Here is a 23,167-nt window from a genome sequence, read left to right as displayed (position 1 = left end):
TCCGAGGGTGAGCCACCGCTTTTCGGACGGTGCGACCCGGCCGCCAACTTGGTCCGTACCTACCTCTTGACACCTTCAATTGGTCTGGACCACCTTGTACGTCAGCGGTGGCCACCGTCCCCCATTCCGCCCCACCCCACCCCCGGAGGCAGCAGTGGACCCCGTACGCAGACGCGGCCGCGGAAGACGTCTCGGCTCCTTGACGGGCGCCGTCACCGCCGCCCTGGCACTCGCGTTCACGGCCGTCGGCCCGGCCTCGGCCGCCGACGTCAACAACGCCAAGAACGCCGGTTTCGAGTCGGGTCTGAGCAACTGGACCTGCTCGGCGAACAGCGGCACGACGGTCGCCTCCCCGGCGCACGCGGGCTCCGCAGCGCTGAAGGCCACCCCGGCGGGGCAGGACAACGCCCGCTGCTCGCAGAGCGTCGCGGTGAAGCCCAACTCGACGTACACGCTGAGCGCCTGGGTTCAGGGCGGGTACTCCTACCTGGGCGTGACGGGCACGGGCACGACGGACGTGTCGACCTGGACCCCGGACTCGACGGCGTGGAAGCAGCTGAAGACCACCTTCAGCACCGGCTCCTCGACGACCTCCGTGTCCGTGTACACGCACGGCTGGTACGGGCAGGCGGCGTACTACGTCGACGACCTGTCCGTCTTCGGCCCCGACGGCGGTGGCGGCGGCGACGGGGACCCCGACCCCACGGTCCCGTCGGCCCCGGCCGGCCTGAGCGTCTCCGGCACGACCCCGAACTCGGCCTCCCTCGCCTGGAACACGGTGTCCGGCGCCACCGGCTACAACGTCTACCGCGACGGCACGAAGGTGACCGCGGTGACCGGCACGTCGGCGACGGTGACCGGCCTCGCGGCCTCGACCTCGTACTCCTTCCAGGTCACGGCGACGAACGCGGCCGGTGAGTCCACGAAGTCGGCGGCGGTCACGGCTCGCACCACGGCCCCGGACGACGGCGGCAACCAGGGCGACCTGCCCAAGCACGCGGTGACCGGCTACTGGCAGAACTTCAACAACGGGGCGACGGTCCAGAAGATCTCCGACGTGCCGTCCGCGTACGACATCATCGCGGTGGCCTTCGCCGACGCGACCACGACGCCGGGCGCCGTGACCTTCAACCTCGACTCGGCCGGGCTCGGCGGCTACACGGTCGACCAGTTCAAGGCGGACGTGCGGGCCAAGCAGGCCGCGGGCAAGAAGGTCATCGTCTCGGTGGGCGGCGAGAAGGGCACCGTCTCGGTGAACAGCTCCGCCTCCGCGACGAACTTCGCGAACTCCGTGTACTCGGTGATGCAGGAGTACGGCTTCGACGGCGTCGACATCGACCTGGAGAACGGCCTCAACCCGACCTACATGACCCAGGCCCTGCGCGCCCTGTCGGCGAAGGCGGGCCCGGACATGATCCTCACGATGGCCCCGCAGACCATCGACATGCAGTCGACGCAGGGCGGCTACTTCCAGACCGCGCTGAACGTGAAGGACATCCTCACGGTCGTCAACATGCAGTACTACAACAGCGGCACGATGCTCGGCTGCGACGGCAAGGTGTACGCCCAGGGCACGGTCGACTTCCTCACCGCCCTGGCCTGCATCCAGCTCGAGGGCGGCCTCGCCCCGTCCCAGGTGGGCCTCGGCCTGCCGGCCTCGACCCGCGCGGCGGGCGGCGGCTACGTCTCCCCGTCGGTGGTCAACGCCGCCCTGGACTGCCTCACCAAGGCGACCAACTGCGGCTCCTTCAAGCCCTCCAAGACGTACCCCGACCTGCGGGGCGCGATGACCTGGTCCACCAACTGGGACGCGACGGCGGGCAACGGCTGGTCGAGCGCGGTGGGTGCGCACGTGCACGCACTGCCGTAGCCGAGGCCCGAGCCTCGTGAGGCCGCCCCTTCCCACCGCGTCGGCGGCGGGGAGGGGCGGCCTCACGAGGCTCAGCCGCCCCGGTCCGCGGTCTCGCCCGGCAGGAACTTCTGGCGCACCCACAGGCTCAGCAGCACCGTCCCGCCCACCAGCACCGGCACCGGATCGCGGTCGGTGGGGGCCAGCACGTGCCCCAGTGCCATGACCGTGCAGACCGTCAGGGGGACGAACGCCGCCGCACCCTCCATCCCCCAGCGCAGCGCGGGCCGGGCCGTGCCCAGGACGCCGGCCCCGCCGGGCAGCCACGGTCCGACGGCGATCACCAGCAGGCCCGCGGTCCTGCAACCGGCGACCAGCTGAGCGGCTCCCGCCCCGAGGTGGTGCGGCCCGACCGTCCACAGCTGCATCGTGTCGCCGAGCAGCATGAGGGACAGTCCGACGACTCCCGCCCACAGGGTGGCTCGCTGGTCACTGCGCACGAGGCGGCACAGGGCCAGCAGAAAGCTGAGGAAGACCAGCTCGGCGGCCCACAGGAATCCCACCATTCCCTCCCCCAGCCGCCAGCCGCCGCCGGCCCCGCTCAGCAGGACCCATCCCGCCATGAACAGGGCTCCCGCCGCGACGAACCCGTCGAGCACCCTGCGCAACAGCACGGGCCGACCGGCGCCGGCGTCGGCGGCGACCACCAGACCGGCCGCCGCCAGGCCGACCGCGAGCGGCGCTCCGACGGCCACCACCGGTCCCAGCAGTGGTCGCTCGTTCTGCCCGGAGTCCGAAGCGTGCACCCACAGCGCCTCGGCCAGCAGCCGGTAGGCGCCTCCGGCCATCGCCGAACTCGCCAGCAACAGCAGTCGCGTTCGCACACGGCCGTCGGCCCACCGCGCGCGCAGCGCCAGCGAGACCGCCAGCAGGCAGCATCCGACGGACGGCCCGAAGACCACCGTCCGCGCCACCGCGCTCCCCAACCCCGACATCAGGTGCGCCTTTCGCCGGTCCCGCTCCCGCTCCCGAGGGCCTCCATGGGGCCCTGGAGTTTCCATCACAGAACGTAGAAGACCGGCCACCTGCCCCGAACTGGACCGCGAGCCCATTCACCCGTACCGCGTACGACGAGGGATCCCGGCTGCCGCCGCCCGGACAGCCGGGAGTCGCTCCGCCCCGTGATCCTCCGCATCAAGGCGGGCAAAGGCCGACCACCTGCTCTGAAGTCCGTGTGAAACATTTCCCGGGGTCCACCGCATCAATGAGGTGAAGGCGGTGCACCACGGCGGTGACTTCGGGGGAGTGTGCAGATGAGGCAGGGGCGGGCGGACGAGTACGCCGAGTTCGCGGTGGCGCGGGCCGGGCACCTGTACCGGTCCGCGTGTCTGCTCACCGCCGGGGACACGCATCTGGCCGAGGATCTCGTGCAGGAGACCTTCGGGCGGCTCTACGTGCGGTGGGGGCGGGTGTCGCGGGCGGAGAACCCGGCCGCCTACGCGCAGACCGTGCTCACCCGCGCCTTCCTCGCCCATCAGCGGCGGCGCAGCAGCGGAGAGCGGGCGACCGACGTGTTCCCCGATCTGCCCGGCGCCGGCGACGGGGACGCGTCCCTGCGGCTGACGCTGCTGGACGCGCTCGCGCGGCTGCCCGCCAAGGACCGGGCCGTCGTCGTCCTTCGGTACTGGGACGACCGTTCGGTCGAGCAGACCGCCGACGTGCTCGGCGTCAGTTCGGCGGCGGTGCGGACCCGGTGCTCGCGGGCGCTCGGCCGGCTGCGGGAACTGCTGGGCGAGGACCTTTCGGAGTACGCCAGACCCTAGGCGGCCACTGCCCGGGCCGTCTCTCGTTCGCCGCTCGGAGCGGCTGATTTCGACTCACGTGTGGAAAGGGTGGTTCACCATGCTCGAAAACGATCGTCAGGACCCCTTCGAGGACCGGCTGGGCACGGCCCTGCGCGACGCCGGTGACGGCTTCGAGACCGATCGGGCGGCCCTCGTCACCGCCGGGCGGGTGCGGGGGCGGCGGGCCCTGCTGCGGCGCAGGGCGGCCGTGGTGAGCGGGGTGGCCGGGGTCGCGCTGGCCGGGGTGGGCGGGGTGCTGGTCCTGCCCGCGGACGAGCCGGCCGGTCCCACGCGGTCCACCGCCGCCTCCGGCGGCAGCCCGACCGCCGCCGCGACCGCCTTCTCCGGCGACGACCTGCTGCGCGAGCTCAAGGGCCTGCTTCCCGGGGGGACGTACGGAAAGGAGTCGGCCCGGGGCTCGGACCACCAGCTGGGTCCCGCCGCGCAGCTCGTGTACGACGACGGGGCCGGGGCCGCGGCCCTCGGCATGGGCTTCGCGCGGGTGGAGCCGGGGAGCGCCCGGGTGCGGGAGCTGATGGCGTGTCCCGACCACAACGTCACGCCGTACGACGACTGCTCCTCCGCCCGGCTCCCCGACGGCTCGCTGCTCAAGCTGTACCAGGGTTACGAGTATCCGGACCTGCGCGCGGACACCAAGCTCTGGACCGCCGACCTCGTCACCGCCGAGGGGCAGCACATCAGCGTCTCCGAGTGGAACTCCCCCGCCGAGAAGGGCGCGCCGGTCAGTCGTGACACGCCTCCCCTGTCGAAGGAGCGGCTGCGGACGCTCGTCACCGCCGGGGTGTGGCGCGAGGTGGTCGACGCCATTCCCGAGAGCCCGAAGCCGTCGCGGTCGGCCGCGCCCCGCACCGAACGGCCCGACGTCTCCGGGAAGTCGGTCGGCGACACGCTCGCCGCGCTGCTCCCCAAGAAGCTGGACGTCGTCGCGCACGGCGGGCAGGAGTCGGAGTACGCCTACGTCGTCGTGGACGACGGGCGGGGCCGCAGCCTGGTCCAGATCAACGTGCAGTACGGCATGGGGGACGTCGCCGGGCAGTTGTACGCCGACGGCGAGACCCTGCCCGACGGCACGCGCGTCGCGACCCGGCAGGGACCCGGCGAGAAGGCCGGCTCCGGCGTGGTCATGTGGACCGTGGACACGCTGCGTCCCGGGCCCGCGGGCTTCCGCGTGGTGATCAGCGCCTTCAACACCGGCGACCAGAACAAGGACGCCACCCGCGACGCCCCCGCCCTGACCATGGAGCAGCTGCGTGGGATCGCGCTCAGCGAGCAGTGGGACGCGCTGCGGTAGGACGCCTCCTCCGCCGGGGACACGTGGCTCTGCGCCGATGCCTCCCCGGCTTCCCGAGCCGGGCCGGAAGTCGCTCAGGGAGTGAAGTCGTCGATCTTCTTGTCCACAGCACTGATCAGCTCGTCAAGCCCGCCGCCGGTACCGCCGGTGTGGATGTCCAGGAAGAACATCACGCCCTCCCGGGGATCATTGGAGATCATTCCCTGGGGATCCGAGATGCCCGCCTCACGGGCTGCCACGAGCTGGTTCCTGATCCGCCGCATTCGACTTACGTCGGACATACCCTGGAGGGCGTTGATGAAGGTCTTCGCACCACCGCCCTTACTGAGCTGGAAGAACGTGCCGTCGACCTTCTTGGAGCGGATGACGGTCACCTGCTTGGGCCGGGTTCCGTCCTGGGGGTCGTAATTCGCTTTGTAGGACGTCCACGCGGGCACGGGAACGCCCAGCCCAGCCGCCTTCTCCATCTCCGAGAGAACCGAATTCGCAGTGGCTTCCTTGGTGTACATCTTGTACACATACGATCCGCTGATATACAGGATCGCTTCCCGGGAGTTCTTCTTGTCCCCGTCGTCCAGGTGTACCACCGGACCGTCGCCCGTGGGCGCGACGGTGGCCCGTTGAACGACGTCACGGGGCCGCCCGACCACCTGGGACACGGCCGCGTTGCCGACACTTCGCTGGAGGGCACGCACCGCGCCGAACCCCATGCCGCCAGGCCCTGGGGGACGGACCCCCGGGGAGGGCTCCCTCCTGTCCGACGGTGGTCGAAGGCGAACCACGTCGGCCTTCCGCTCCTCGTTCTTTGCGCGCATAGGTCCGGCATACCTGAAGCGAGTTGCAGCTGCCACGTATTCCAGGGCAGTAGTCCTGCCCCTTGGGGCGCCCGTGCGGGCATGCGGCACCTCCGGTACCCCTACCCGAAGAACTCCGACCACGGCTGGTCCCAGATCTGCTTCACGCACAGGACCAGGAACAGCAGCCCGGCCACGGTGAGCATGCCGTTGCTGAGGCCGCCGTTGCGCCACTCTCGCGGTGTGCGGGAGGAGTTGAGGAGCCACATCAGGGTGAGGGCGAGGAAGGGCATGAAGGCGGCGCCCAGGACGCCGTAGATGATGATCAGGCGGAAGGGCTCGTCCTGGAAGAGCAGGACGATGGGCGGGAAGGTGAGCCACAGCAGGTAGGCGCGGAAGGCCCACGAGCGTTCGCGGCGGCCCGAGGCCAACTCGTCGCCCCGCGCCTCGCGTTCACCGCGCCGGCGGGCCAGGAAGTCCGCGAACATCAGGCTCACGCCGTGCCAGACGCCGATCAGCGAGGTGAAGCTGGTGGCGAAGAACCCGATCAGGAAGAGCTTGCCGGTCGCCGTGCCGTACTCCTGCTCCAGGATGTCGCCGAGCTGGATCAGGCCCTTGTCGCCGCTCGCGATCGCGATGTTCGCCGAGTGCAGCAGTTCGGCGCCGACGAAGAGCATCGCGACGACGAAGATGCCGGTCGTGGCGTAGGCGACCCGGTTGTCCAGGCGCATGATCTTCATCCAGCCGGTGTTGGTCCAGCCCTTGGCGTTGACCCAGTAGCCGTACGCGGCCAGCGTGATGGTGCCGCCCACGCCGCCGATCAGGCCCAGGGTGTTGAGGACCGAGTCCTTCTCGTCCGGGAGGACCGGGAGGAGTCCGGCGAAGGCGTCGCCCAGGTTGGGCGTGACGCGGATCGCCAGGTACACCGTCACCACGAACATGACGCCCACCAGGACCGTCATGACCTTCTCGAAGACGTTGTACTTGTTGAACCAGACGAAGACCAGGCCCACCAGGCCGCAGGCGATGCCCCACCATTCGAGGTCCATGACGTCCGGGAAGAGGGCCTGGAGGGGGAGGGCGCTGGACGACATCGCCGCGGCGCCGTAGACGAAGCCCCAGATCACCGCGTAGATCGCGAAGAACCACGTGGTCCAGGGGCCGATGCTCGCCCAGCCGTCGAAGAGGGTGCGGCCGGTGGCCAGGTGCCAGCGGCCGCACGCCTCGGCGAGGGAGATCTTCACGAGGCAGCCGATGACCGCCGCCCACAGCAGGGTGTAGCCGAAGTTGCTGCCCGCGATGAGGGTGGCCACGAGGTCGCCGGCGCCCACACCGGTCGCGGCGACGACGATGCCGGGGCCGATGTGGCGCCAACTGGACTTACGGGGGGCCTGGTCGGCCCCGACCGATACGCCTGCGTCTGAGGTGTTGCCCGTGGTGTCCGCCATGGGGGTCAAGAAAGCCCATGGCCGCCGGTGCGACAAGAGGGCGTGCACGGATCTTCACCCGAAACGCTTACTCGGCGCGGGCCTTGGCCTCCTCGGCGCCCTTCTCCGACGTGTCCGCCTTCTCTGCCGTGTCCGCCGTGTCCGCCTTCTCCTCGGGCTCCGCCTCGGTTTCGGCCTCCGCCTCGCCGTCCTCGAAGTACGCGTCCAGGACCTCGTCCAGGGCCGATTCCCACTCGGCGAAGCGGCTTCGGGAGGTGGCCTCGATCTCGATCGGGTACCAGCGGCGGTCCGGCGTGTGCACCGTGACCGTGAACCGCTTGCCGAAGCGGCCGGTCTCCGTCTCGACGGCCCCGACCTCGTCCCAGCGGAACTCACAGCCCTGGTCGTCGAGGGAGAGACGTACGCCCTTGTGGTCGGCGACGATCCTGGCGCGGCGGTCGGACGCCTCGAAGACGGGGCCGTCCACGGGGGCCTCGGCCTCCGGTTCCTGGGCGTCCTCGGCGTCCTCCGCGTCCTCGGCGTGCGGTTCGCCGACGGCCGAGGGGTCCGCGGTCTCCGCGTCCGCGTCGGCGTCCTTCTCCGCCTCGTCGCGTCTCACGTCCTCGGGCTCACCGGACACGGGTGCGGTGAGCCCGGGGATGAATGCCGGGTCGAATCCGGCGCCTTCCAGGGGCTGGCTCGTCGATCCTCTGCGCTGCTCCACGCGGGCAGTATGGTCGACGATCCTGTGCCGGACACAGCCAGCCCCAACTTCGTTATCAGACGCCTACACGAGTCGCCTGCACGAGTCGCCTACACGAACAGGCTCACCACCGCCGCCACCACGAACCCGGCGACCGACAGGACGCTCTCCAGCACGGTCCACGTCTTGAGCGTGTCCCGCTCGCTGATGCCGAAGTACTTGGCGACCATCCAGAAACCGCCGTCGTTGACGTGCGAGGCGAAGATGGAACCGGCCGAGATGGCCATGATGACCAGGGCCACGAACGCCTGCGAGTGGTCGCCCTCGGCGAGCAGCGGCGCCACGATGCCCGCCGTCGTCACGATGGCCACCGTCGCCGAGCCCTGCGCGACCCGCAGCACCACGGAGATCAGGTAGGCGAGGACGATCACCGGCAGACCGACGTCGTTGAAGGTGTCGGAGAGGGCCTGGGCGACGCCGCTGGCCTTGAGGACGGCGCCGAAGACGCCGCCCGCGCCGACCACCAGCAGGATGTTGCCGACCGGCTTCAGCGAGGCCGTCGAGACGGTCTCCAGGGACTTGCGGGACCAGCCGCGCCGGATGCCGAGCAGGTAGTAGGCGAGCAGCAGGGCGATGGTCAGGGCGACGAACGGGTTGCCGAAGAACTCGATCACCGAGCGGAGGGTGGACGGGTCCAGGGCGATGGAGGAGAAGGTCGCGGCGAGGATCAGGACCAGCGGGGTGCCGATGATGCCGAGGACCGTGCCGAGCGCGACCGGGGTCTCGGTGGGCGCGACGCCCGCCTTGCGCTGCTCCTCGATGACGGCCTGCTTGGCCTCCTCGGACGCCTCGACCATGTCCTGCGGCACGGGCACGAAGATGCGGCGGCCGATCCAGGCGGAGAACACCCAGGCGGCGAGGACGGCGGGGATGCCGCAGACGATGCCCATGAGGATGATCCAGCCGAGCTTGACGTTCAGCAGTCCGGCGGCGGCCACCGGGCCGGGGTGCGGCGGCAGGAAGGCGTGGGTCATCGACAGACCGGCCAGCAGCGGCAGGCAGTAGAGCAGGATCGACTTGCCGGAGCGCTTGGCGGCGGCGTAGACGATGGGCGCGAGGACGAAGATGCCCACGTCGAAGAAGACCGGGATGCCGAAGATCAGGCCCGTGAGGCCCATGGCGAGCGGGGCGCGCTTCTCCCCGAAGAGGCCGAGGAGGCGCGAGGCCAGCACCTGGGCGCCGCCGCTGACTTCGAGGATCGCGCCGAGCATGGTGCCCAGGCCGATGATGATGGCGACGTGGCCGAGGATGCCGCCCATGCCGGACTCGATGGTCGAGACGGCGTCGGACTTCTGGACGGTGCCGAAGAGTTCGGTGACCGACAGGCCGGCGAGCAGGCCGACGGCTATGGAGACGGCGAGCAGCGCGACGAAGGGCTGGAGCCGCACCTTGATGATGAGGAAGAGCAGCAGCGCGATGCCGATGGCGGCGACGGTCAGCAGACCGGCGGTGCCGTCGATCAGGGTGAGCAGACCGCCGGTGTGGGGTGGGGCCTCGGAGGCGGCGGCAAGAGGGAGGGACGAGTAGGACATACGGGGGTCCTCTGGATAAGTACATGGAGCTTTCGGGCAGGGAGGAGCGCGGCACGGCGCCCCGAGGGGTGGGGGCGCCGTGCCGTTCGAGGCAGTCGGGCGGTGGAGCGGAAGGGACGGTCAGCCGAGGACGGCGAGCGCGTCGATCTCGATGAGGAGGCCGGCGGGCAGACCGACGTAGACGGTCGTGCGCGCGGCGGGCGGCTGGGTGAGGCCCTGCTCCGCGAAGTAGGCGTTGTAGATCTCGTTCATCTCGGCGAAGTGGTCCACGTTCGTGAGGTAGACGCGGAGCATCATCACGTCGTCCCAGGAGGCGCCGCCCTCCTCCAGGATCGCCTTGACGTTGGCGAGGGTCTGGAGGGTCTGCTCGCGCAGGGTCGGGCCGGCCGGGGTGGGGGCCTTGCCCTCCTCGTGGGGCAGGAAGCCGACCTGGCCGGCGACCTGGAGGATGTTGCCCTTCTTCACGCCGTGGCTGAACTTCGCCGGGGGGACGGTGTGGGTCGCGGGGACGAGAGCGATCTTGTCGGTCATGCGGTGACTTCCTTGACTGGGGTCCTGCCGGAGTACTCGCCGCTGATGGCGTCCGCCGTACGGCGCACCAGCGGGAGCAGGGTGAGGAGTTCGTCGGCGGTGACGACGACGTTCGGCGCGGAGACCGACATGGCGGCGACCACCCGGCCGTCGGCGCCCCGGATGGGCGCGGCGACGCAGTTGATGGACTCCTCGTGGCCACCGAGGTCGGTGGCCCAGCCCTGTTCGCGCACCTTGGCGAGTTCCTTGAGGAACCCGTCGGCGTTCGGTGTCGAACGGGCCGTGTACATGGGGTAGTCGAGCTGCTCGGCCACGGCCCGGCGCTCGTTCTCGGGGAGGTCGGCGAGGAGCAGCTTGGCGACGGCCGCGACGGTGATGGCGACGGGCTTGCCGATCCGGGAGTACATGCGGACCGGGTAGCGGCTCTCGACCTTGTCGATGTAGAGGACCTCGTCCTCCTCGTGGACGGCGAGGTGGACGGTGTGTCCGACCTGTTCGTTGAGGCGTACGAGGTGGGGGTGGGCGATCTCGCGGACGTCGAGGTTCTCCATCGCCTCCTGGGCGAGGGAGATGAGCCGGGCGCCGAGGCGGTAGCGCTGGTCGGACTGCCGGTAGACGAAGCCGTGATCGTGGAGGGTGCGCAGCAGGCGCAGGGCCGTGGACTTGTGCACGCCCAGGCGGTCGGCGACCCGGCCCAGGTCGGCGGGGCCCTCGGCGAGCAGCGGCAGGATGCTGAGCGCGCGGTCGACGGTCTGACTCATGGCGTACGTACCTCCTCCTCGGCCCCTTCCTCGGCGTGTGTCCAGCCGGGGCCGAGTCGCAGTCTCCCCCACGCGGCGTCGTCGAGGGCGGCCAGGCGGTCGGCGTGGTCGCGGGCGGGGGGTGCGGCGAGGTCGGCGGGGACGGTGAGGGCGGCGGCGGCCCAGAGGTGGCCGTGGCGCAGGCGCTCGCGCACGGGCTTCTCGCGCAGGGTGGCGGAGAGGAACCCGGCGGCGAAGGCGTCGCCCGCGCCGACGGCGGCGACGACGTCGACGTGCAGGGCGGGCACGGAGGTGACGTCGGCGCCGTGGAAGGCGGTGGCGCCGCTCGCGCCCTGTTTGACGACGAGCAGTTCCGGCTCGGGCAGCGCGGCGCGGACGGCCTCGGGTCCGTCGAGACCCCAGGCGTCCCGTGCCTCGTCGTCGCCGACGAAGACGAGGTCGGCGCCGCGGGCCAGTTCCAGGAGCACCTCGGGGCCGTGTCCGTGACGGACGTCGCGCCACAGGCCCGGGCGGTGGTTGACGTCGAAGGAGACGAGGGGCCTGCCGGGGCGGCGGGCGGTCAGCTCGCGCGTCAGGCCGAGGCAGTCGGCGGAGAGCGCGGGGGTGATGCCGGACAGGTGCAGGACGCGGCCGGAGCGGATCGCGTCGAGGTCCATGGTGTCGACGGACATCGCGGAGGCGGCCGAGCCCGCCCGGTAGTAGGCCACCTCGTGCGCGTCGGTGGCGCGGTCGCCCGCGGTGCGGAAGTAGATGCCGGTGGGGCGGGCGGGGTCGCGGCGTACGGCGGAGACGTCGACGCCGTAGGCGCCGATCGCCTCGACGAGGTGGTCGCCGAAGCCGTCGGCGCCGACCCGGCCGATCCAGCGGGCGGAGTGTCCGGCGGCGGCGAGCACACAGGCCGCGTTGGACTCGGCGCCGCCGATGGCACGGTCGAAGGAGGGGACGTCGGCGAGGCGCCCGGGCCGGGAGGGCAGGAAGGTGACCATGGACTCGCCGAGCGCGACGACGTCCACGACGTCGGGGGCGGTGCTGGTTCGTCCGATGGCGGTCACGATGGTGGGGGCTCCTCGTCGCGTCTCGTGGGCGGCGGCTCCGTTGACCGCGCGTTCGCCGAGATGTTAGACAGCAGTAAGCGATATACGCAATGGTCGTTGCAGACTTTGCAACGCGTCAGATCAGGGAGGCTCCATGGCCCTCGACTCCGGCCCCACCGACGGCCGCGACGCTCTCGCCAGGCTGGCCGAGGAGCACGTCGACCACCGCTTCAAGGGCCTCCCGCCGGACGCGTACGGCCTGACCGTCGCCGAGCTGGCCGGACAGCGCCGCAACCTCTTCACCGGGGGCTTCACCACCCCCGTCCTCGCGCTGTCCGCCGAGCGCCTGGAGCACAACCTGAAGCTCATGGAGACGTACTCCGCCCGGCACGGCCTCGCCTTCGCGCCGCACGGCAAGACCTCCATGGCCCCGCAGCTCTTCCACCGCCAGATCGAGCACGGCGCCTGGGGCATCACCCTCGCCGTGCCGCACCAGGTACGGGTGGCGCGGGCCTTCGGCATCCAGCGGGTCTTCCTGGCCAACGAACTGGTCGACGCCGCCGCCCTGCGCCGGATCTCCGCCGAGCTGGACGCCGACCCCGACTTCCGCTTCGTCTGCTACGTCGACTCCGTGCGCGGCGTCGAGCTGATGGACGCGGCCCTGTCCGGGGCGGGGGCCCGCCGCCAGGTGGACGTCGTGGTCGAGTTGGGCGCCGGTGAGGGCGCCCGGACCGGTGTGCGCACCGAGGCCGGGTGCGCGGCGGTCGCCGACGCGGTGGCCGGCACCCGGACGCTGCGGCTGGCCGGGGTCGCCGGGTACGAGGGCGAGGTGCCGGACGCCGACCCGGAGCGCGTGCACGCGTGGCTGCGGCGGCTGGTCGCGCTGGCCGCCGACTTCGACAAGGCCGGGCGGTTCGCCGGGACCGGCCTCGACGAGATCGTGCTGAGCGCGGGCGGCAGCGCCTGGTTCGACGCGGTGGCCGACGTGTTCGCCGAGGTCCCCGACCTCTCCCTGCCCGTCCTGAAGCTGCTGCGCTCGGGCGCGTACGTCTCGCACGACGACGGCCACTACCGCGAGCTGACCCCCTTCAACCGGGTCCCCGAGGAGGGCGCCCTGGAGCCCGCCTTCCGGCTGTGGAGCCAGGTCGTCTCCCGCCCCTCCCCCGAGCAGGCGTTCACCAACGCCGGCAAGCGGGACGCGGCGTACGACCTCCACCTGCCCTTCGCCCAGGTGGTGCGCCCCTCGGACGGTGGCCCGGAGCGCCCGGCGACCGGCATCGAGGTGACCGGTCTGTCCGACCAGCACGCCTGGGTGCGCACGACCGGGGAGGCGGACCTGGAGGTCGGCGACTGGCTCGGGACGGGCCTGTCCCACCCGTGCACCTCCTTCGACAAGTGGCAGCTCATCCCGGTCGCCGAGGCGGACGGGACGGTCGTCGACTACATCCGCACGTTCTTCTAGAGGACCCGGCGAAGAATCCAGGAGGAGTCAGGCATGGAAGAGCTGGTCATCAGGGACGCCGACGTCGTGGACGGGTCCGGCGGCGACTCCTACCGCGCCGACGTCGTGGTCGACGGCGGACGCATCGTCTCGATCGTCAAGGAGGCGGCGGCCGCCGGCTGCCAGCGGCCCAAGGCGCGCCGGGAACTGGACGCCGAGGGCCTGGTCCTGGCCCCCGGCTTCATCGACATGCACGCCCACAGCGACCTGGCGCTGCTGCGGGACCCGGACCACAGCGCCAAGGCCGCCCAGGGCGTCACCCTGGAGGTCATCGGCCAGGACGGGCTGTCGTACGCGCCGGTCGACGACCGCACCCTCGGCGAGGTGCGCCGGGCGATCGCCGGGTGGAACGGCCACGGGGACGACGTCGACTTCGACTGGCGGTCGGTCGGCGAGTACCTGGACCGGCTCGACCGGGGCATCGCGGTCAACGCCGCGTACCTGATCCCGCAGGGCACGGTGCGCGCCCTCGCCGTCGGCTGGGACGACCGGGAGGCGACCGAGGCGGAGCTGGAGCACATGCGGCGCCTGGTCGCCGAGGGCCTGGAGCAGGGCGCGGTCGGCATGTCGTCGGGGCTGACGTACACGCCCGGCATGTACGCCAAGGACGCCGAGCTGACCGAGCTGTGCCGGGTGGTGGCGTCGTACGGCGGCTACTACTGCCCGCACCACCGCTCGTACGGGGCGGGGGCCCTGAAGGCGTACGAGGAGATGGTGGAGCTGACCCGGGAGGCGGACTGCCCGCTGCACCTGGCGCACGCCACCATGAACTTCGGCGTGAACAAGGGCAGGGCGCCCGAGCTGCTGACCCTGCTCGACGAGGCACTCGCGGGCGGCGCCGACATCACCCTCGACACCTACCCGTACACCCCCGGCTGCACCACCCTGGTGGCGCTGCTGCCGAGCTGGGCGAGCGAGGGCGGCCCGGAGCAGATCCTGAAGCGGCTGGCGGACGACGACACCGCCGAGCGCATCCGGCACCACATGGAGGAGATCGGCTCCGACGGCTCCCACGGCGTGCCCATGGAGTGGGAGACGATCGAGATCTCCGGCACGGGCGACCCGGCGCTCGCCGAGTACGTCGGCCGCACGGTGCTGGAGTCGGCGCGGCTGCGCGGCGAGAGCCCGTGGACGGTCGCCCGGCACCTGCTGCTGGCCGACCGGCTGGCGCCGACCATCCTCCAGCACGTCGGCCACGAGGAGAACGTCCGCGCGATCATGCGGCACCGGGTCCACACCGGCGGCTCGGACGGGATCCTCCAGGGCGCCAAGCCGCACCCGCGCGCGTACGGCACCTTCCCGCACTACCTGGGCCACTACGTGCGCGAGCTGGGCGTGCTCCCGCTGGAGGAGTGCGTCGCGCACCTGACCTCGCGCCCGGCGGCCCGGCTGCGGCTGCCGGACCGCGGTCTGGTCCGCGAGGGCTACCGGGCCGACCTGGTGCTCTTCGACCCGGCGACGGTGGCCGCGGGCAGCTCGTTCGAGGAGCCGCGGGTGCTGCCGACGGGCATCCCGTACGTGCTGGTCGACGGGCGTTTCGTGATGGAGGACGGGCGGCGCACCGACGTGCTGGCCGGGCGGTCGGTGCGCCGGGTTCCGCGCTGAGCCCGGGCCGGTCCGGCTGGCGCCGCCGGGCCGGCCCGATGCCCTGCCGTCAGGGCTTGGGCAGGACGCAGCCGCTGCGCGAGAGGTCGAGCTTGCTGTCGAGGCCGAAGCAGGCGGGGATCTGGTAGGTCTGCTGGCCGTAGTTGATACCCTCGCGGACCGTGACGGTGCCGTCCTCGGCGACCTCGCAGGGGTTGTTGTCGGTGCAGCGCCCGCCGTCCTCGTTGCCCGTGTTGTTGACGGCGACGACCTCGCCGGTCGCGTTGTCGACGACGGGCGATCCCGAGGTGCCGCCGATGGTCCGGCAGGCGGAGGTGTAGCGGACCGAGTCCTTCCAGGTCCACTCCCCCTCCTTCAGGCGGTACGCGAACCCGTCGACGTCGCAGGCGTAGGTGCGCTTCCAGTAGCCCGAGACGACGGTGATCGCGGTGCCGGCCGCGGGGCGGGTGTCGTCGAGGGTGAGCGGGCTGATCCCGTAGGAGCCGCGGATCTGGGCGTACGTGCTGGTGAGCTGGTACAGCGAGACGTCCGTGTCGGTCATCGTCGCGTAGGCGATCTTGCTGGCCCGCAGGGTGCCGACGCGGGTGCCGGAGGCGTTGAGCAGCCCGAAGCTGCGGCTGGAGGGCTGGTCCACGACGACCTCGCCGGCCGCCGGGAAGCCGGTCTCCAGACAGTGGCCGTTGGACATGACCAGCGCCGGGTCGTCGTCCTCGGAGGCGGGCAGGCGCACGACCGAGCCGGAGCAGTTGCTGAGCGCGACGGTGCCGGCGAAGGACACGGCGCGGACGGCGGGAGCCGCGGATGACGCGGGTGACGCGGGTGACGCGGGAGCCGCGGATGACGCGGCCGCCGGTGCCACGCCGACCCCGGTGACGGCCAGGGTGGCGAGCGCGGCAAGGAGAGGCTTGTTCATGTGGGGGTCCCCTCTATGGAGGGCACCGGCCGGAGGTCGTCCGGGCGGCGCCGTATTGTCATGAGCATTCTCATGACGGAGAGGGGTGTGGACAAGGGCCGGTAACCGGCCGCCAGTTGGCGCGAACCGGCCCACCGGAGACCGTCACGAGCGGCCGCGACCACCCGGACGGGCGCGTCTCACGTGGTGGAAGACACGGCCCATAAGCCGTAACCGGGTCGTAAGCTCGCGGACATGCAGGTGATCCAGTCGACCAAGCTCGCCAACGTCTGTTACGAGATCCGGGGCCCGGTGCTCGAGGAGGCGATGCGGCTGGAGGCGGCCGGGCACCGCATCCTGAAGCTGAACACCGGGAACCCGGCGGCCTTCGGCTTCGAGTGCCCGCCGGAGATCCTGGAGGACATCCTCCGCAACGTCTCCACGGCGCACGGCTACGGCGACGCGAAGGGCCTGCTGGCGGCGCGCCGGGCGGTCGTCATGCACAACCAGACCCTCGGCATCGAGACGGACGTCGAGCACGTCTTCATCGGCAACGGCGTCTCCGAGCTGATCGTGATGGCGATGCAGGGCCTGCTCGACGACGGCGACGAGGTCCTCGTCCCGGCCCCCGACTACCCGCTGTGGACGGCCGCCGTCTCGCTCTCCGGCGGCACTGCGGTGCACTACCGCTGCGACGAGCAGTCCGACTGGATGCCCGACCTCGCGGACGTGGAGCGGAAGATCACCGACCGCACCAAGGCGCTGGTGATCATCAACCCGAACAACCCGACGGGCGCGGTCTACGACGACGCGATGCTGCGGGGGCTGACGGACATCGCGCGCCGGCACAACCTGCTGGTCTGCTCGGACGAGATTTACGACAAGATCCTCTACGACGACGCCACCCACACCCCGACCGCCGCGATCGCCCCCGACCTGCTCACCCTCACCTTCAACGGCATGTCGAAGGCGTACCGGGTGGCCGGCTACCGGGTCGGCTGGATGTCGATCTCCGGGCCGCGCGCGCACGCCGAGTCCTACATCGAGGGCCTGACGATCCTGGCGAACATGCGCCTGTGCGCCAACATGCCGGGCCAGCACGGCGTGGTCGCGGCGCTCAGCGGGCGCCAGACCATCAACGAGCTGGTGCTGCCGGGCGGCCGGCTGCGCGAGCAGCGGGACGCCGCCCACGAGGCGCTGACCAGCATTCCCGGCGTGACCTGCGTGAAGCCGAAGGGCGCGCTGTATCTCTTCCCGCGGCTCGACCCCAAGGTCTTCAAGATCAAGGACGACCGGCGGATGGTCCTGGACCTGCTGCGCCAGGAGAAGATCATGGTCGTCCAGGGCACCGGCTTCAACTGGCCCGAACCCGACCACTTCCGGGTGGTGACCCTGCCGACGGCCGCGGACCTGCGCGAGGCAGTGGGCCGGATCGGGAACTTCCTCGACGGGTACGGCCAGCACTGAGCATCCCGGCCGAGTATCCCGAACGCCATCAACTTTAGATTGGATCTAATGTAGGATGGCTTCCTGAAGCACTCAGGAGGCCATCCATGTACGAGCCGATCCGCAGCAAGTCGGTCCACAGCACGATGGCCGGCACCACCACGGACTTCCCCCGCCGGTCCCGGGACGAGGAGCTGGACATCCAGCTCGCGGGCCACCTCGCGGCGCTGCTCGCCGTCACCGACGAGCTGCGCGCGCTGGCACCCGACACCGGCCTGGACGCCGCCGCCGAGCGGCTCGCCGAGCAGGTGACCCGGCTGCGGGGAGGTCAGGCGCCGGTCCGGCTGAAGGTCGCCGCCACCCGCCAGGAGCCGCGTCCGGCGGCCCTGCACCGGCGGGCCCACACCCTGGCGGCCCGCGCCCTGGTGGTCGCGGCCTCGCGCGCCGACACGGCGGTCGCGATCCTGACCGCCGAGCGCATGGACGCGCACTCCGCGGCCCTGGAGCCGCGCCCACTCGCGTCCCGCTGAGCCCTCCCGGGCCCCTCGAACGGCCCCGGTCCGCGCGCACCCGCAGCGACGCGCGGACCGGGTGCCACACACCCGTGCCCGTCCTCCGCCCGCCGGATCAGCCGAAGAGCACCGTCAGGACGACGAAGCCCAGGACGATCACGAGGACGATCGCCCACACGGGCCAGGTACCGCGGCCGTCCGGATCCTCCGGGCCGCCACCGCGCGGGCGGTCCTCCTTCAGCTGCGGGTCGGGGTCCCGCGGCCGGTCCCGCGTGTAGAAGTCATCACCGTCTGCCATCGCGAATCCCTCCTTCCCCTGCTCCGTTTCCCCTGTTCGCCCCCTGTTCCCGTCTTCCCTGGCTTCTCCGTCTTCCCTGGCTTCTCCTCTTCCCTGGCTTCTCCTCTTCCCTGGCTTCTCCGTCTTCCCTGGCTTTCCCGTTCTCCCCGTTCCCGTGGTCGCGCTCCCCCGAGTACCGCGCGGAGAGCGGCGCATGCCCGTCCGCCGGGGCGTTGTCGGTGGCCGCGCCCGGGGGACCGGTCGCCGAGCGGGAGGACCCCGCGGCGGGGGCGCGCCCGCGACCTGGGACCATCCGTTCTCCACGGCCCGCTGGTTCGACGTCCACTGGTACCAGGACTACGGACCGGCGGCCCCGGACGAGGACCGGGCCTGACGGCACCGGCGCCGTCCGCTCCGTGCCGGGCGGCCGGAGTGGGCGGTTCCCGTTGCATACCGGTATGACGCGGTCACCTCCCGTTCACCGGGACCCGCCAGGAACGTCTGATTCCGGGAGCACGCTCGCCGCGTGAGACGAATCGCTGGAATCGTCCTCGCGGTCCTGCTGATCGGTGGCGTGGTGGCCGCCGTCGTCGCGGGCCGGGACAACGAGGAGACGGGCGCGGCAACGAAGACCGTGCGCATGGTCATCGGGTCGGAGAAGGCGCAGTTCTTCGCCGACCCCGAAGTGGTGAAGGCCCTCGCCGCCAGGGGCTACACCGTGCGGGCCGAGACCTCCGGGTCCTGGGCCATGGAGGAGCTGGACCTCGAGGGCTACGACCTCGCCTTCCCGTCCAGCCAGGCCCCGGCCGACGAACTCGCCGGCAAGTACGGGGTGCGAAAGCCGCTGCCCAGGCCCTTCTACTCGCCGCTGGTCGTGGTGGCCCACCGCTCCACCGCGGCGGTCCTGGCGGCGAACGGGCTCGTGACGCTGGAGCGCAGCCGGGGCGGCACCCTCAGGATGGACGCCTACCTCGACGCGGCCCGCGCGGGCCGCACCTGGCAGCAGCTGGAGGGCGCCGGCCGGCACACCGAGCTGACCGGGACGCTGTACGTCGCGACCACGGACCCGGAGACCTCCAACTCCGGCGCGCTCTACCTGGCCGCCGCCTCCTACGTCGCGAACGGCGGCCGCGTGGTGTCGGACGACGCCGGTCTGGACCGTACGGCGCCCCTGCTGCGCAGGCTGGTCCGGGTGCAGGGCGCCCAGAAGTCCAGTTCGGACGCCACGTTCCGTGACTTCACCAGCGGCGTCGGCGAACCGCTGGTGCTGGCCTACGAGTCACAGGTGGCCGCGCTGCTCGGGGAGGGCGGGGACGCCGTCTCGGACCTGGTCGTCCTGTACCCGGACACCACCGCCACCAGCGACCACACCGTCGTACCGCTCACCGACACCGGCCGGGAACTGGGCGAACTTCTCTCCGCCGACCCGGAGCTGCGGCGACTGGCTGTGCGGCACGGGTTCCGGCCGCAGGGCGCGTCCGCCGAGTTCACCCGGGCCACCGAGGCCCACACCGCGTATCTCAACCAGCGGCTGACCGGCGTCCGGCAGGCGCCGGTGCCCACGTCCGAGGTGCTGCGCGAGATGGCCGTCAGGGCGCGCGGATGACGGCCCGCGACCACCGGCCGCCCCGGCCACCGGCGGACCCGACCGGACCAGCAGCGGAACACCAGCGGACCACAGGGGGATTCGGCCACGTGAACGGCACCGACCACGACCTCACGCTCACTCTCACCCCGCCCGAGCCCGTCGCCCCCGTACCGCGGGAGCGGGCCGGCGGCCTCGTGCCCGTCGACGAGGCGACCCGCGCCGACATGGCCCGCAAGGCCGCCGCCCATGTGGACGGACTCGCCGCGCTCGACGCCCGCTCGCCCGAGTTCGCCGGCAAGGTCGGCGAGATCACCGGCCTCGGCGCCGCCGAGATGCGCACCGCGGCCGCGCAGTCCAACCGCATGCTGGAACGGACGGTGCGCAGCCTGCCCGACCAGGGCGGCGGTGCCCAGACCCGGGTGGCGGGCTCCCTGGTGGAGCTGCGGCGCGTGGTGGAGGACCTGGACCCGCGCGACCTGCCCGCCTCGAAGGGCCGCAGGCTCCTGTCGCGGCTGCCCGGCGGCAACCGGCTGCGCGACCACGTCGCCAAGTACGCCTCCGCCCAGGGCACCCTGAACCGGATCGTCGGCTCGCTGCGCGGCGGGCAGGACGAACTGCGGCGCGACAACGCGGCGTTGCAGACCGAGCGGGTCCGCCTGTGGGAGGCCATGGGCAAGCTCCAGGAGTACGTCGTGCTCACCGAGGCGCTCGACACGGCCGTGCGGGAGCACATCGCCGGGGTCGAACCGGACGACCCGCAGGCCGCCGACGCCCTGCGCGCGGACGTCCTCTTCCCGGTCCGGCAGAAACACCAGGACCTGCTCACCCAGCTCGCGGTGTGCGCCCAGGGCTACCTCGCGATGGACGTCGTACGCCGCACCAACGACGAGCTGGTCAAGGGCGTCGACCGGGCGGCCACGACCACCGTGTCGGCGCTGCGGATCTCCGTGATGCTGGCCACCGCGCTGGACCACCAGAAGAAGGTGGTCGAGCAGGTCGACGCGTTGCGCGGGACGACGGAGGACCTGATCCGGGGCAACGCGGAGATGCTCGCCACCCAGAGCGGCGACATCCAGCGCATCGCCGCCGACCCCGCGGTGGGCGCCGAGACCCTGCGCGCCGCCTTCCAGCAGATCTACCGCACCCTCGACACCATCGACTCCTACAAGGACCAGGCGACAGAGGCGATGGCGGCGACCGTGGAGTCCCTGACCGGTGAACTCCGGCACGCGAACGCGTACCTGGAGCGCAGCCGGTCACGGGGCGCCCTGGACACCTCCCGGGACGGGGGCCTGGCATGAGACACGGCCGTCGCACGAGACGCGCCCTCGCCGTCTGCCTCACCGCGCTCGCCCTCCTCACCGCCTGCACCTCGCAGGGGGACGGGGACGGCACGGACGGGGCGCCGACCCCCGGGGCGCCGGGCACCGCCGAGCCCGGCACCCTGCGCGTGCTCGCCTCCAGCGAACTGAGCGACATGAAGCCGGTGCTCGACCGGGTCCGCGAGGACACCGGCCTCACCGTCCGGCTCACCCCGATCGGCACGCTCGACGCCGTGGACATGCTGGCGAAGGGCACGACGGACGGGCAGTACGACGCCGTGTGGCTGTCCTCCAACGACTCGCTGCGGCTGCGCCCCGAGGCGGCCGGGCGGATCGTCTCGGAGACACCGGTGATGACCAGCCCCGTCGCGATCGGCGTCAAGGACGCCACCGCCCGGCGGCTGGGCTGGAAGCCCGGGTCGGTCACCTGGTCCCAGATCGAGCGGGCCGTCGCCGACGGGAAGCTCACCTACGGCATGACCGACCCGGCCCGCTCCAACTCCGGCTTCGCCACCCTCGTCTCGGTCGCCTCCGCGCTCTCCGGCGCCCAGTCCGCGCTCACCGACGCCGACGTGGCGAAGGCGACGCCCAGACTGCGGGAGTTCTTCACCGGGCAGCAGCTGACCTCGGGTTCGTCGGGCTGGCTGGCGGCGGCGTACGAGCGGCGCGGGAACGTGGACGCGCTGCTGAACTACGAGTCCGTCCTCCTGGGCATCCCGGGCCTCACCGTCATCCGCCCCACCGACGGCGTGCTCACCGCCGACTACCCGCTCTCCACCCTCGCGTCCTCGGACGAGGCCACCCGCGACGACGTCCGCCGCCTCGCCGAGGCGCTGCGCACACCGCAGATCCAGCGGGAGATCACCCGCATCACGCACCGTCGCCCGGTCCTCACCTCCGTGCCGCCCGCCACCGGCCTGGACACGAGCCGGCGGCGCGAACTGCCCTCCCCCGGCTCGCGCTCCGTCGCCGACGGCCTACTCGACGCGTACGAGAACGACCTGCGCCGACCGTCCCGCACGGTGTACGTCCTCGACACGTCCGGCTCGATGGCGGGCGAGCGGCTGGCGCGGCTGAAGACCGCGCTCACCGCCCTCACCGGGGACTTCCGCGACCGCGAGGAGGTGACGCTGATGCCGTTCGGCTCGGACGTGAAGCGGGTGGCGACCCATGTGGTGGACCCGGCCGACCCCGAGTCCGGCCTCGAGGGCATCCGCCGGGACACCGCGCGCCTGAGCGCCGAGGGCGACACCGCGGTCTACACCTCGCTGGAGAAGGCGTACGGCCATCTCGGCGGCGGGCGGGACGCGTTCACGTCGATCGTGCTGATGACAGACGGCGAGAACACCACCGGCACCGACGCGGCCGGCTTCGACCGCTTCTACGAGGCGCTGAGCGAGGAGCGGCAGGAGATCCCGGTGTTCCCCATCCTGTTCGGCGACTCCGACCACGCGGAGCTGACGCACATCGCCGAACTCACCGGCGGCCGGCTCTTCGACGCGCGGAAGGGGTCCCTGGACGGCGCCTTCGAGGAGATCCGTGGCTACCAATAGGCTCATCGGCCTTCTGGAGTCCCGCAAGAACCTGACCGGCAGTACCTGCGGGCTGGCGGGCGTGGTGCTGACGTTCACGGGCGTGGCGGGACCGTACTGGCCGGTGGTCGTCGCGGGGCTGTACAGCGCCGGTGCGCTGCTCGCCCCGCCGGAGCGGCCGGCGCCGCCCGACTTCCCGGACCCGTCGGCCCAGCTGGAGGAGGTGCGCGGGGACTTCGGCCGGCTGCGCGGCTATCTGACGGGCGTGGAGCTGCCGCCGGACGCCCGGGAGCGGCTGGCCGAGCTGACCGGGCTGCTGGCCGGGCTGCTGGAGCCCGGCTGGGTCGCCGAGGTGCTGGCGGCCGACCCGGAGGGTCTGCACGCGGTGTCGCGGGCGGTGCGGCAGGACGTGCCGGAGGCGGTGGACGCGTATGTGCGGACCCGCTGGTGGACGCGGCTGGCGCCAGGGCAGGAGCCGCCGGAGCGGCATCTGGAGCAGCAGTTGGCGCTGCTGCGGGAGGAGGCGGAGCGGCTGACGGACCGGCTGCGGGACGCCGAGGCCCGGCGGCAGGAGTCGCACACGCGGTACCTGGAGGACCGCTCGGGGCGCTGACCGCCGTACCGGCCGCGATGCCGGGCGGGGTC

Annotated in this window: 21 protein-coding genes; 11 read left to right on the top strand and 10 right to left on the bottom strand. The window is 71.9% G+C overall.

Annotated features, from left to right (window positions below):
• The first annotated feature begins 154 nt into the window (after window positions 1-154).
• The gene (locus tag ACFYZ3_RS07910) at window positions 155-1,870 is read left to right on the top strand and encodes a chitinase (RefSeq protein WP_388514650.1); all 1,716 of its coding nucleotides are present in this window, start codon (window positions 155-157) and stop codon (window positions 1,868-1,870) included.
• A gap of 71 nt (window positions 1,871-1,941) precedes the next feature.
• Here ACFYZ3_RS07910 and ACFYZ3_RS07905 read toward each other — a convergent pair whose 3' ends face one another.
• Window positions 1,942-2,844: a hypothetical protein gene (locus ACFYZ3_RS07905; RefSeq protein WP_388514649.1), complete on the bottom strand. Its 903-nt coding sequence runs from the start codon at window positions 2,842-2,844 to the stop codon at window positions 1,942-1,944.
• 318 nt (window positions 2,845-3,162) lie between these two features.
• Here ACFYZ3_RS07905 and ACFYZ3_RS07900 point away from each other — a divergent pair, with 318 nt between their 5' ends.
• Window positions 3,163-3,672 (top strand): SigE family RNA polymerase sigma factor, encoded by a 510-nt coding sequence (locus ACFYZ3_RS07900; protein ID WP_003973981.1) that lies wholly within the window; start codon window positions 3,163-3,165, stop codon window positions 3,670-3,672.
• A gap of 79 nt (window positions 3,673-3,751) precedes the next feature.
• Window positions 3,752-5,005 carry a hypothetical protein gene (locus ACFYZ3_RS07895; RefSeq protein WP_388514648.1) on the top strand — a complete coding sequence of 418 codons (1,254 nt, stop codon included), beginning with the start codon at window positions 3,752-3,754 and terminating at the stop codon, window positions 5,003-5,005.
• A 74-nt stretch (window positions 5,006-5,079) separates the two neighbouring features.
• Here ACFYZ3_RS07895 and ACFYZ3_RS07890 read toward each other — a convergent pair whose 3' ends face one another.
• The 7 genes from ACFYZ3_RS07890 to ACFYZ3_RS07860 form a co-directional block, all read right to left on the bottom strand.
• Complete coding sequence (locus ACFYZ3_RS07890; RefSeq protein ID WP_388514646.1) at window positions 5,080-5,715, bottom strand: hypothetical protein; 636 nt, start codon at window positions 5,713-5,715, stop codon at window positions 5,080-5,082.
• 206 nt (window positions 5,716-5,921) lie between these two features.
• Window positions 5,922-7,247: an Nramp family divalent metal transporter gene (locus ACFYZ3_RS07885; protein WP_388514645.1), complete on the bottom strand. Its 1,326-nt coding sequence runs from the start codon at window positions 7,245-7,247 to the stop codon at window positions 5,922-5,924.
• Window positions 7,248-7,314: 67 nt separating this feature from the next.
• Window positions 7,315-7,950, bottom strand: a complete 636-nt coding sequence (locus ACFYZ3_RS07880; RefSeq protein WP_388514644.1) for a hypothetical protein — start codon at window positions 7,948-7,950, stop codon at window positions 7,315-7,317.
• An 89-nt stretch (window positions 7,951-8,039) separates the two neighbouring features.
• Entirely contained in the window at window positions 8,040-9,521 is a 1,482-nt protein-coding gene (locus tag ACFYZ3_RS07875; RefSeq protein ID WP_388514643.1) for a GntP family permease, read from the bottom strand.
• Between the two features lie 120 nt (window positions 9,522-9,641).
• Window positions 9,642-10,052 (bottom strand): RidA family protein, encoded by a 411-nt coding sequence (locus tag ACFYZ3_RS07870; RefSeq protein WP_388514642.1) that lies wholly within the window; start codon window positions 10,050-10,052, stop codon window positions 9,642-9,644.
• Entirely contained in the window at window positions 10,049-10,813 is a 765-nt protein-coding gene (locus ACFYZ3_RS07865; protein ID WP_388514641.1) for an IclR family transcriptional regulator, read from the bottom strand. Before ACFYZ3_RS07865 ends, ACFYZ3_RS07870 begins: the two co-directional genes overlap by 4 nt.
• Complete coding sequence (locus ACFYZ3_RS07860; protein ID WP_388514640.1) at window positions 10,810-11,865, bottom strand: sugar kinase; 1,056 nt, start codon at window positions 11,863-11,865, stop codon at window positions 10,810-10,812. Before ACFYZ3_RS07860 ends, ACFYZ3_RS07865 begins: the two co-directional genes overlap by 4 nt.
• A gap of 136 nt (window positions 11,866-12,001) precedes the next feature.
• Between ACFYZ3_RS07860 and ACFYZ3_RS07855 the strand changes: the two genes are divergently transcribed.
• Together ACFYZ3_RS07855 and ACFYZ3_RS07850 are read left to right on the top strand one after the other, a co-directional pair.
• Window positions 12,002-13,309, top strand: a complete 1,308-nt coding sequence (locus ACFYZ3_RS07855; protein ID WP_388514639.1) for an amino acid deaminase — start codon at window positions 12,002-12,004, stop codon at window positions 13,307-13,309.
• Window positions 13,310-13,342: 33 nt separating this feature from the next.
• Window positions 13,343-14,953, top strand: a complete 1,611-nt coding sequence (locus tag ACFYZ3_RS07850) for an amidohydrolase family protein (protein ID WP_388514638.1) — start codon at window positions 13,343-13,345, stop codon at window positions 14,951-14,953.
• Window positions 14,954-15,002: 49 nt separating this feature from the next.
• Here the strand turns inward: ACFYZ3_RS07850 and ACFYZ3_RS07845 are convergent, their stop codons facing one another.
• Entirely contained in the window at window positions 15,003-15,866 is an 864-nt protein-coding gene (locus ACFYZ3_RS07845; protein WP_388514637.1) for a serine protease, read from the bottom strand.
• A gap of 234 nt (window positions 15,867-16,100) precedes the next feature.
• Here ACFYZ3_RS07845 and ACFYZ3_RS07840 point away from each other — a divergent pair, with 234 nt between their 5' ends.
• Both ACFYZ3_RS07840 and ACFYZ3_RS07835 read left to right on the top strand, forming a co-directional pair.
• A complete protein-coding gene (locus tag ACFYZ3_RS07840; RefSeq protein WP_102931996.1) occupies window positions 16,101-17,312 on the top strand; it encodes a pyridoxal phosphate-dependent aminotransferase in 1,212 nt (403 codons plus the stop codon).
• Between the two features lie 86 nt (window positions 17,313-17,398).
• The gene (locus ACFYZ3_RS07835) at window positions 17,399-17,821 is read left to right on the top strand and encodes a hypothetical protein (RefSeq protein ID WP_388514636.1); all 423 of its coding nucleotides are present in this window, start codon (window positions 17,399-17,401) and stop codon (window positions 17,819-17,821) included.
• Between the two features lie 97 nt (window positions 17,822-17,918).
• Here ACFYZ3_RS07835 and ACFYZ3_RS07830 read toward each other — a convergent pair whose 3' ends face one another.
• On the bottom strand, window positions 17,919-18,101 hold the full coding sequence (locus tag ACFYZ3_RS07830) for a hypothetical protein (protein WP_388514635.1): 183 nt from the start codon (window positions 18,099-18,101) through the stop codon (window positions 17,919-17,921).
• 505 nt (window positions 18,102-18,606) lie between these two features.
• On the opposite strand from ACFYZ3_RS07830, the gene ACFYZ3_RS07825 reads away from it, so the two are divergent.
• From ACFYZ3_RS07825 to ACFYZ3_RS07810, 4 genes are all read left to right on the top strand, one after another.
• On the top strand, window positions 18,607-19,686 hold the full coding sequence (locus ACFYZ3_RS07825; RefSeq protein ID WP_388514633.1) for a hypothetical protein: 1,080 nt from the start codon (window positions 18,607-18,609) through the stop codon (window positions 19,684-19,686).
• A gap of 89 nt (window positions 19,687-19,775) precedes the next feature.
• Window positions 19,776-20,969, top strand: a complete 1,194-nt coding sequence (locus tag ACFYZ3_RS07820; protein WP_388514632.1) for a toxic anion resistance protein — start codon at window positions 19,776-19,778, stop codon at window positions 20,967-20,969.
• Window positions 20,966-22,543, top strand: coding sequence for a substrate-binding domain-containing protein (locus ACFYZ3_RS07815; RefSeq protein ID WP_388514631.1), 1,578 nt, complete (start codon window positions 20,966-20,968; stop codon window positions 22,541-22,543). The genes ACFYZ3_RS07820 and ACFYZ3_RS07815 overlap by 4 nt, the downstream gene beginning before the upstream one ends.
• Entirely contained in the window at window positions 22,530-23,135 is a 606-nt protein-coding gene (locus tag ACFYZ3_RS07810; protein WP_388514630.1) for a hypothetical protein, read from the top strand. Before ACFYZ3_RS07815 ends, ACFYZ3_RS07810 begins: the two co-directional genes overlap by 14 nt.
• Window positions 23,136-23,167: the final 32 nt, after the last annotated feature.

The organism is Streptomyces sp. NPDC001599 (assembly GCF_042893535.1).
Classification (GTDB): Bacteria; Actinomycetota; Actinomycetes; order Streptomycetales; family Streptomycetaceae; genus Streptomyces.
Note: the sequence above shows the minus strand (reverse complement) of the source record. Positions and strands in the feature narration are given on the sequence as shown.

What these genes read in the sequence shown, in the direction of transcription:
- ACFYZ3_RS07830 (WP_388514635.1), bottom strand. Translation starts at nt 18,101, where the DNA reads ATGGCAGACGGTGATGACTTCTACACGCGGGACCGGCCGCGGGACCCC.
- ACFYZ3_RS07855 (WP_388514639.1), top strand. Translation starts at nt 12,002, where the DNA reads ATGGCCCTCGACTCCGGCCCCACCGACGGCCGCGACGCTCTCGCCAGG.
- ACFYZ3_RS07850 (WP_388514638.1), top strand. Translation starts at nt 13,343, where the DNA reads ATGGAAGAGCTGGTCATCAGGGACGCCGACGTCGTGGACGGGTCCGGC.
- ACFYZ3_RS07865 (WP_388514641.1), bottom strand. Translation starts at nt 10,813, where the DNA reads ATGAGTCAGACCGTCGACCGCGCGCTCAGCATCCTGCCGCTGCTCGCC.
- ACFYZ3_RS07890 (WP_388514646.1), bottom strand. Translation starts at nt 5,715, where the DNA reads ATGGGGTTCGGCGCGGTGCGTGCCCTCCAGCGAAGTGTCGGCAACGCG.
- ACFYZ3_RS07885 (WP_388514645.1), bottom strand. Translation starts at nt 7,247, where the DNA reads ATGGCGGACACCACGGGCAACACCTCAGACGCAGGCGTATCGGTCGGG.
- ACFYZ3_RS07905 (WP_388514649.1), bottom strand. Translation starts at nt 2,844, where the DNA reads ATGTCGGGGTTGGGGAGCGCGGTGGCGCGGACGGTGGTCTTCGGGCCG.
- ACFYZ3_RS07875 (WP_388514643.1), bottom strand. Translation starts at nt 9,521, where the DNA reads ATGTCCTACTCGTCCCTCCCTCTTGCCGCCGCCTCCGAGGCCCCACCC.
- ACFYZ3_RS07845 (WP_388514637.1), bottom strand. Translation starts at nt 15,866, where the DNA reads ATGAACAAGCCTCTCCTTGCCGCGCTCGCCACCCTGGCCGTCACCGGG.
- ACFYZ3_RS07840 (WP_102931996.1), top strand. Translation starts at nt 16,101, where the DNA reads ATGCAGGTGATCCAGTCGACCAAGCTCGCCAACGTCTGTTACGAGATC.
- ACFYZ3_RS07835 (WP_388514636.1), top strand. Translation starts at nt 17,399, where the DNA reads ATGTACGAGCCGATCCGCAGCAAGTCGGTCCACAGCACGATGGCCGGC.
- ACFYZ3_RS07900 (WP_003973981.1), top strand. Translation starts at nt 3,163, where the DNA reads ATGAGGCAGGGGCGGGCGGACGAGTACGCCGAGTTCGCGGTGGCGCGG.
- ACFYZ3_RS07870 (WP_388514642.1), bottom strand. Translation starts at nt 10,052, where the DNA reads ATGACCGACAAGATCGCTCTCGTCCCCGCGACCCACACCGTCCCCCCG.
- ACFYZ3_RS07815 (WP_388514631.1), top strand. Translation starts at nt 20,966, where the DNA reads ATGAGACACGGCCGTCGCACGAGACGCGCCCTCGCCGTCTGCCTCACC.
- ACFYZ3_RS07895 (WP_388514648.1), top strand. Translation starts at nt 3,752, where the DNA reads ATGCTCGAAAACGATCGTCAGGACCCCTTCGAGGACCGGCTGGGCACG.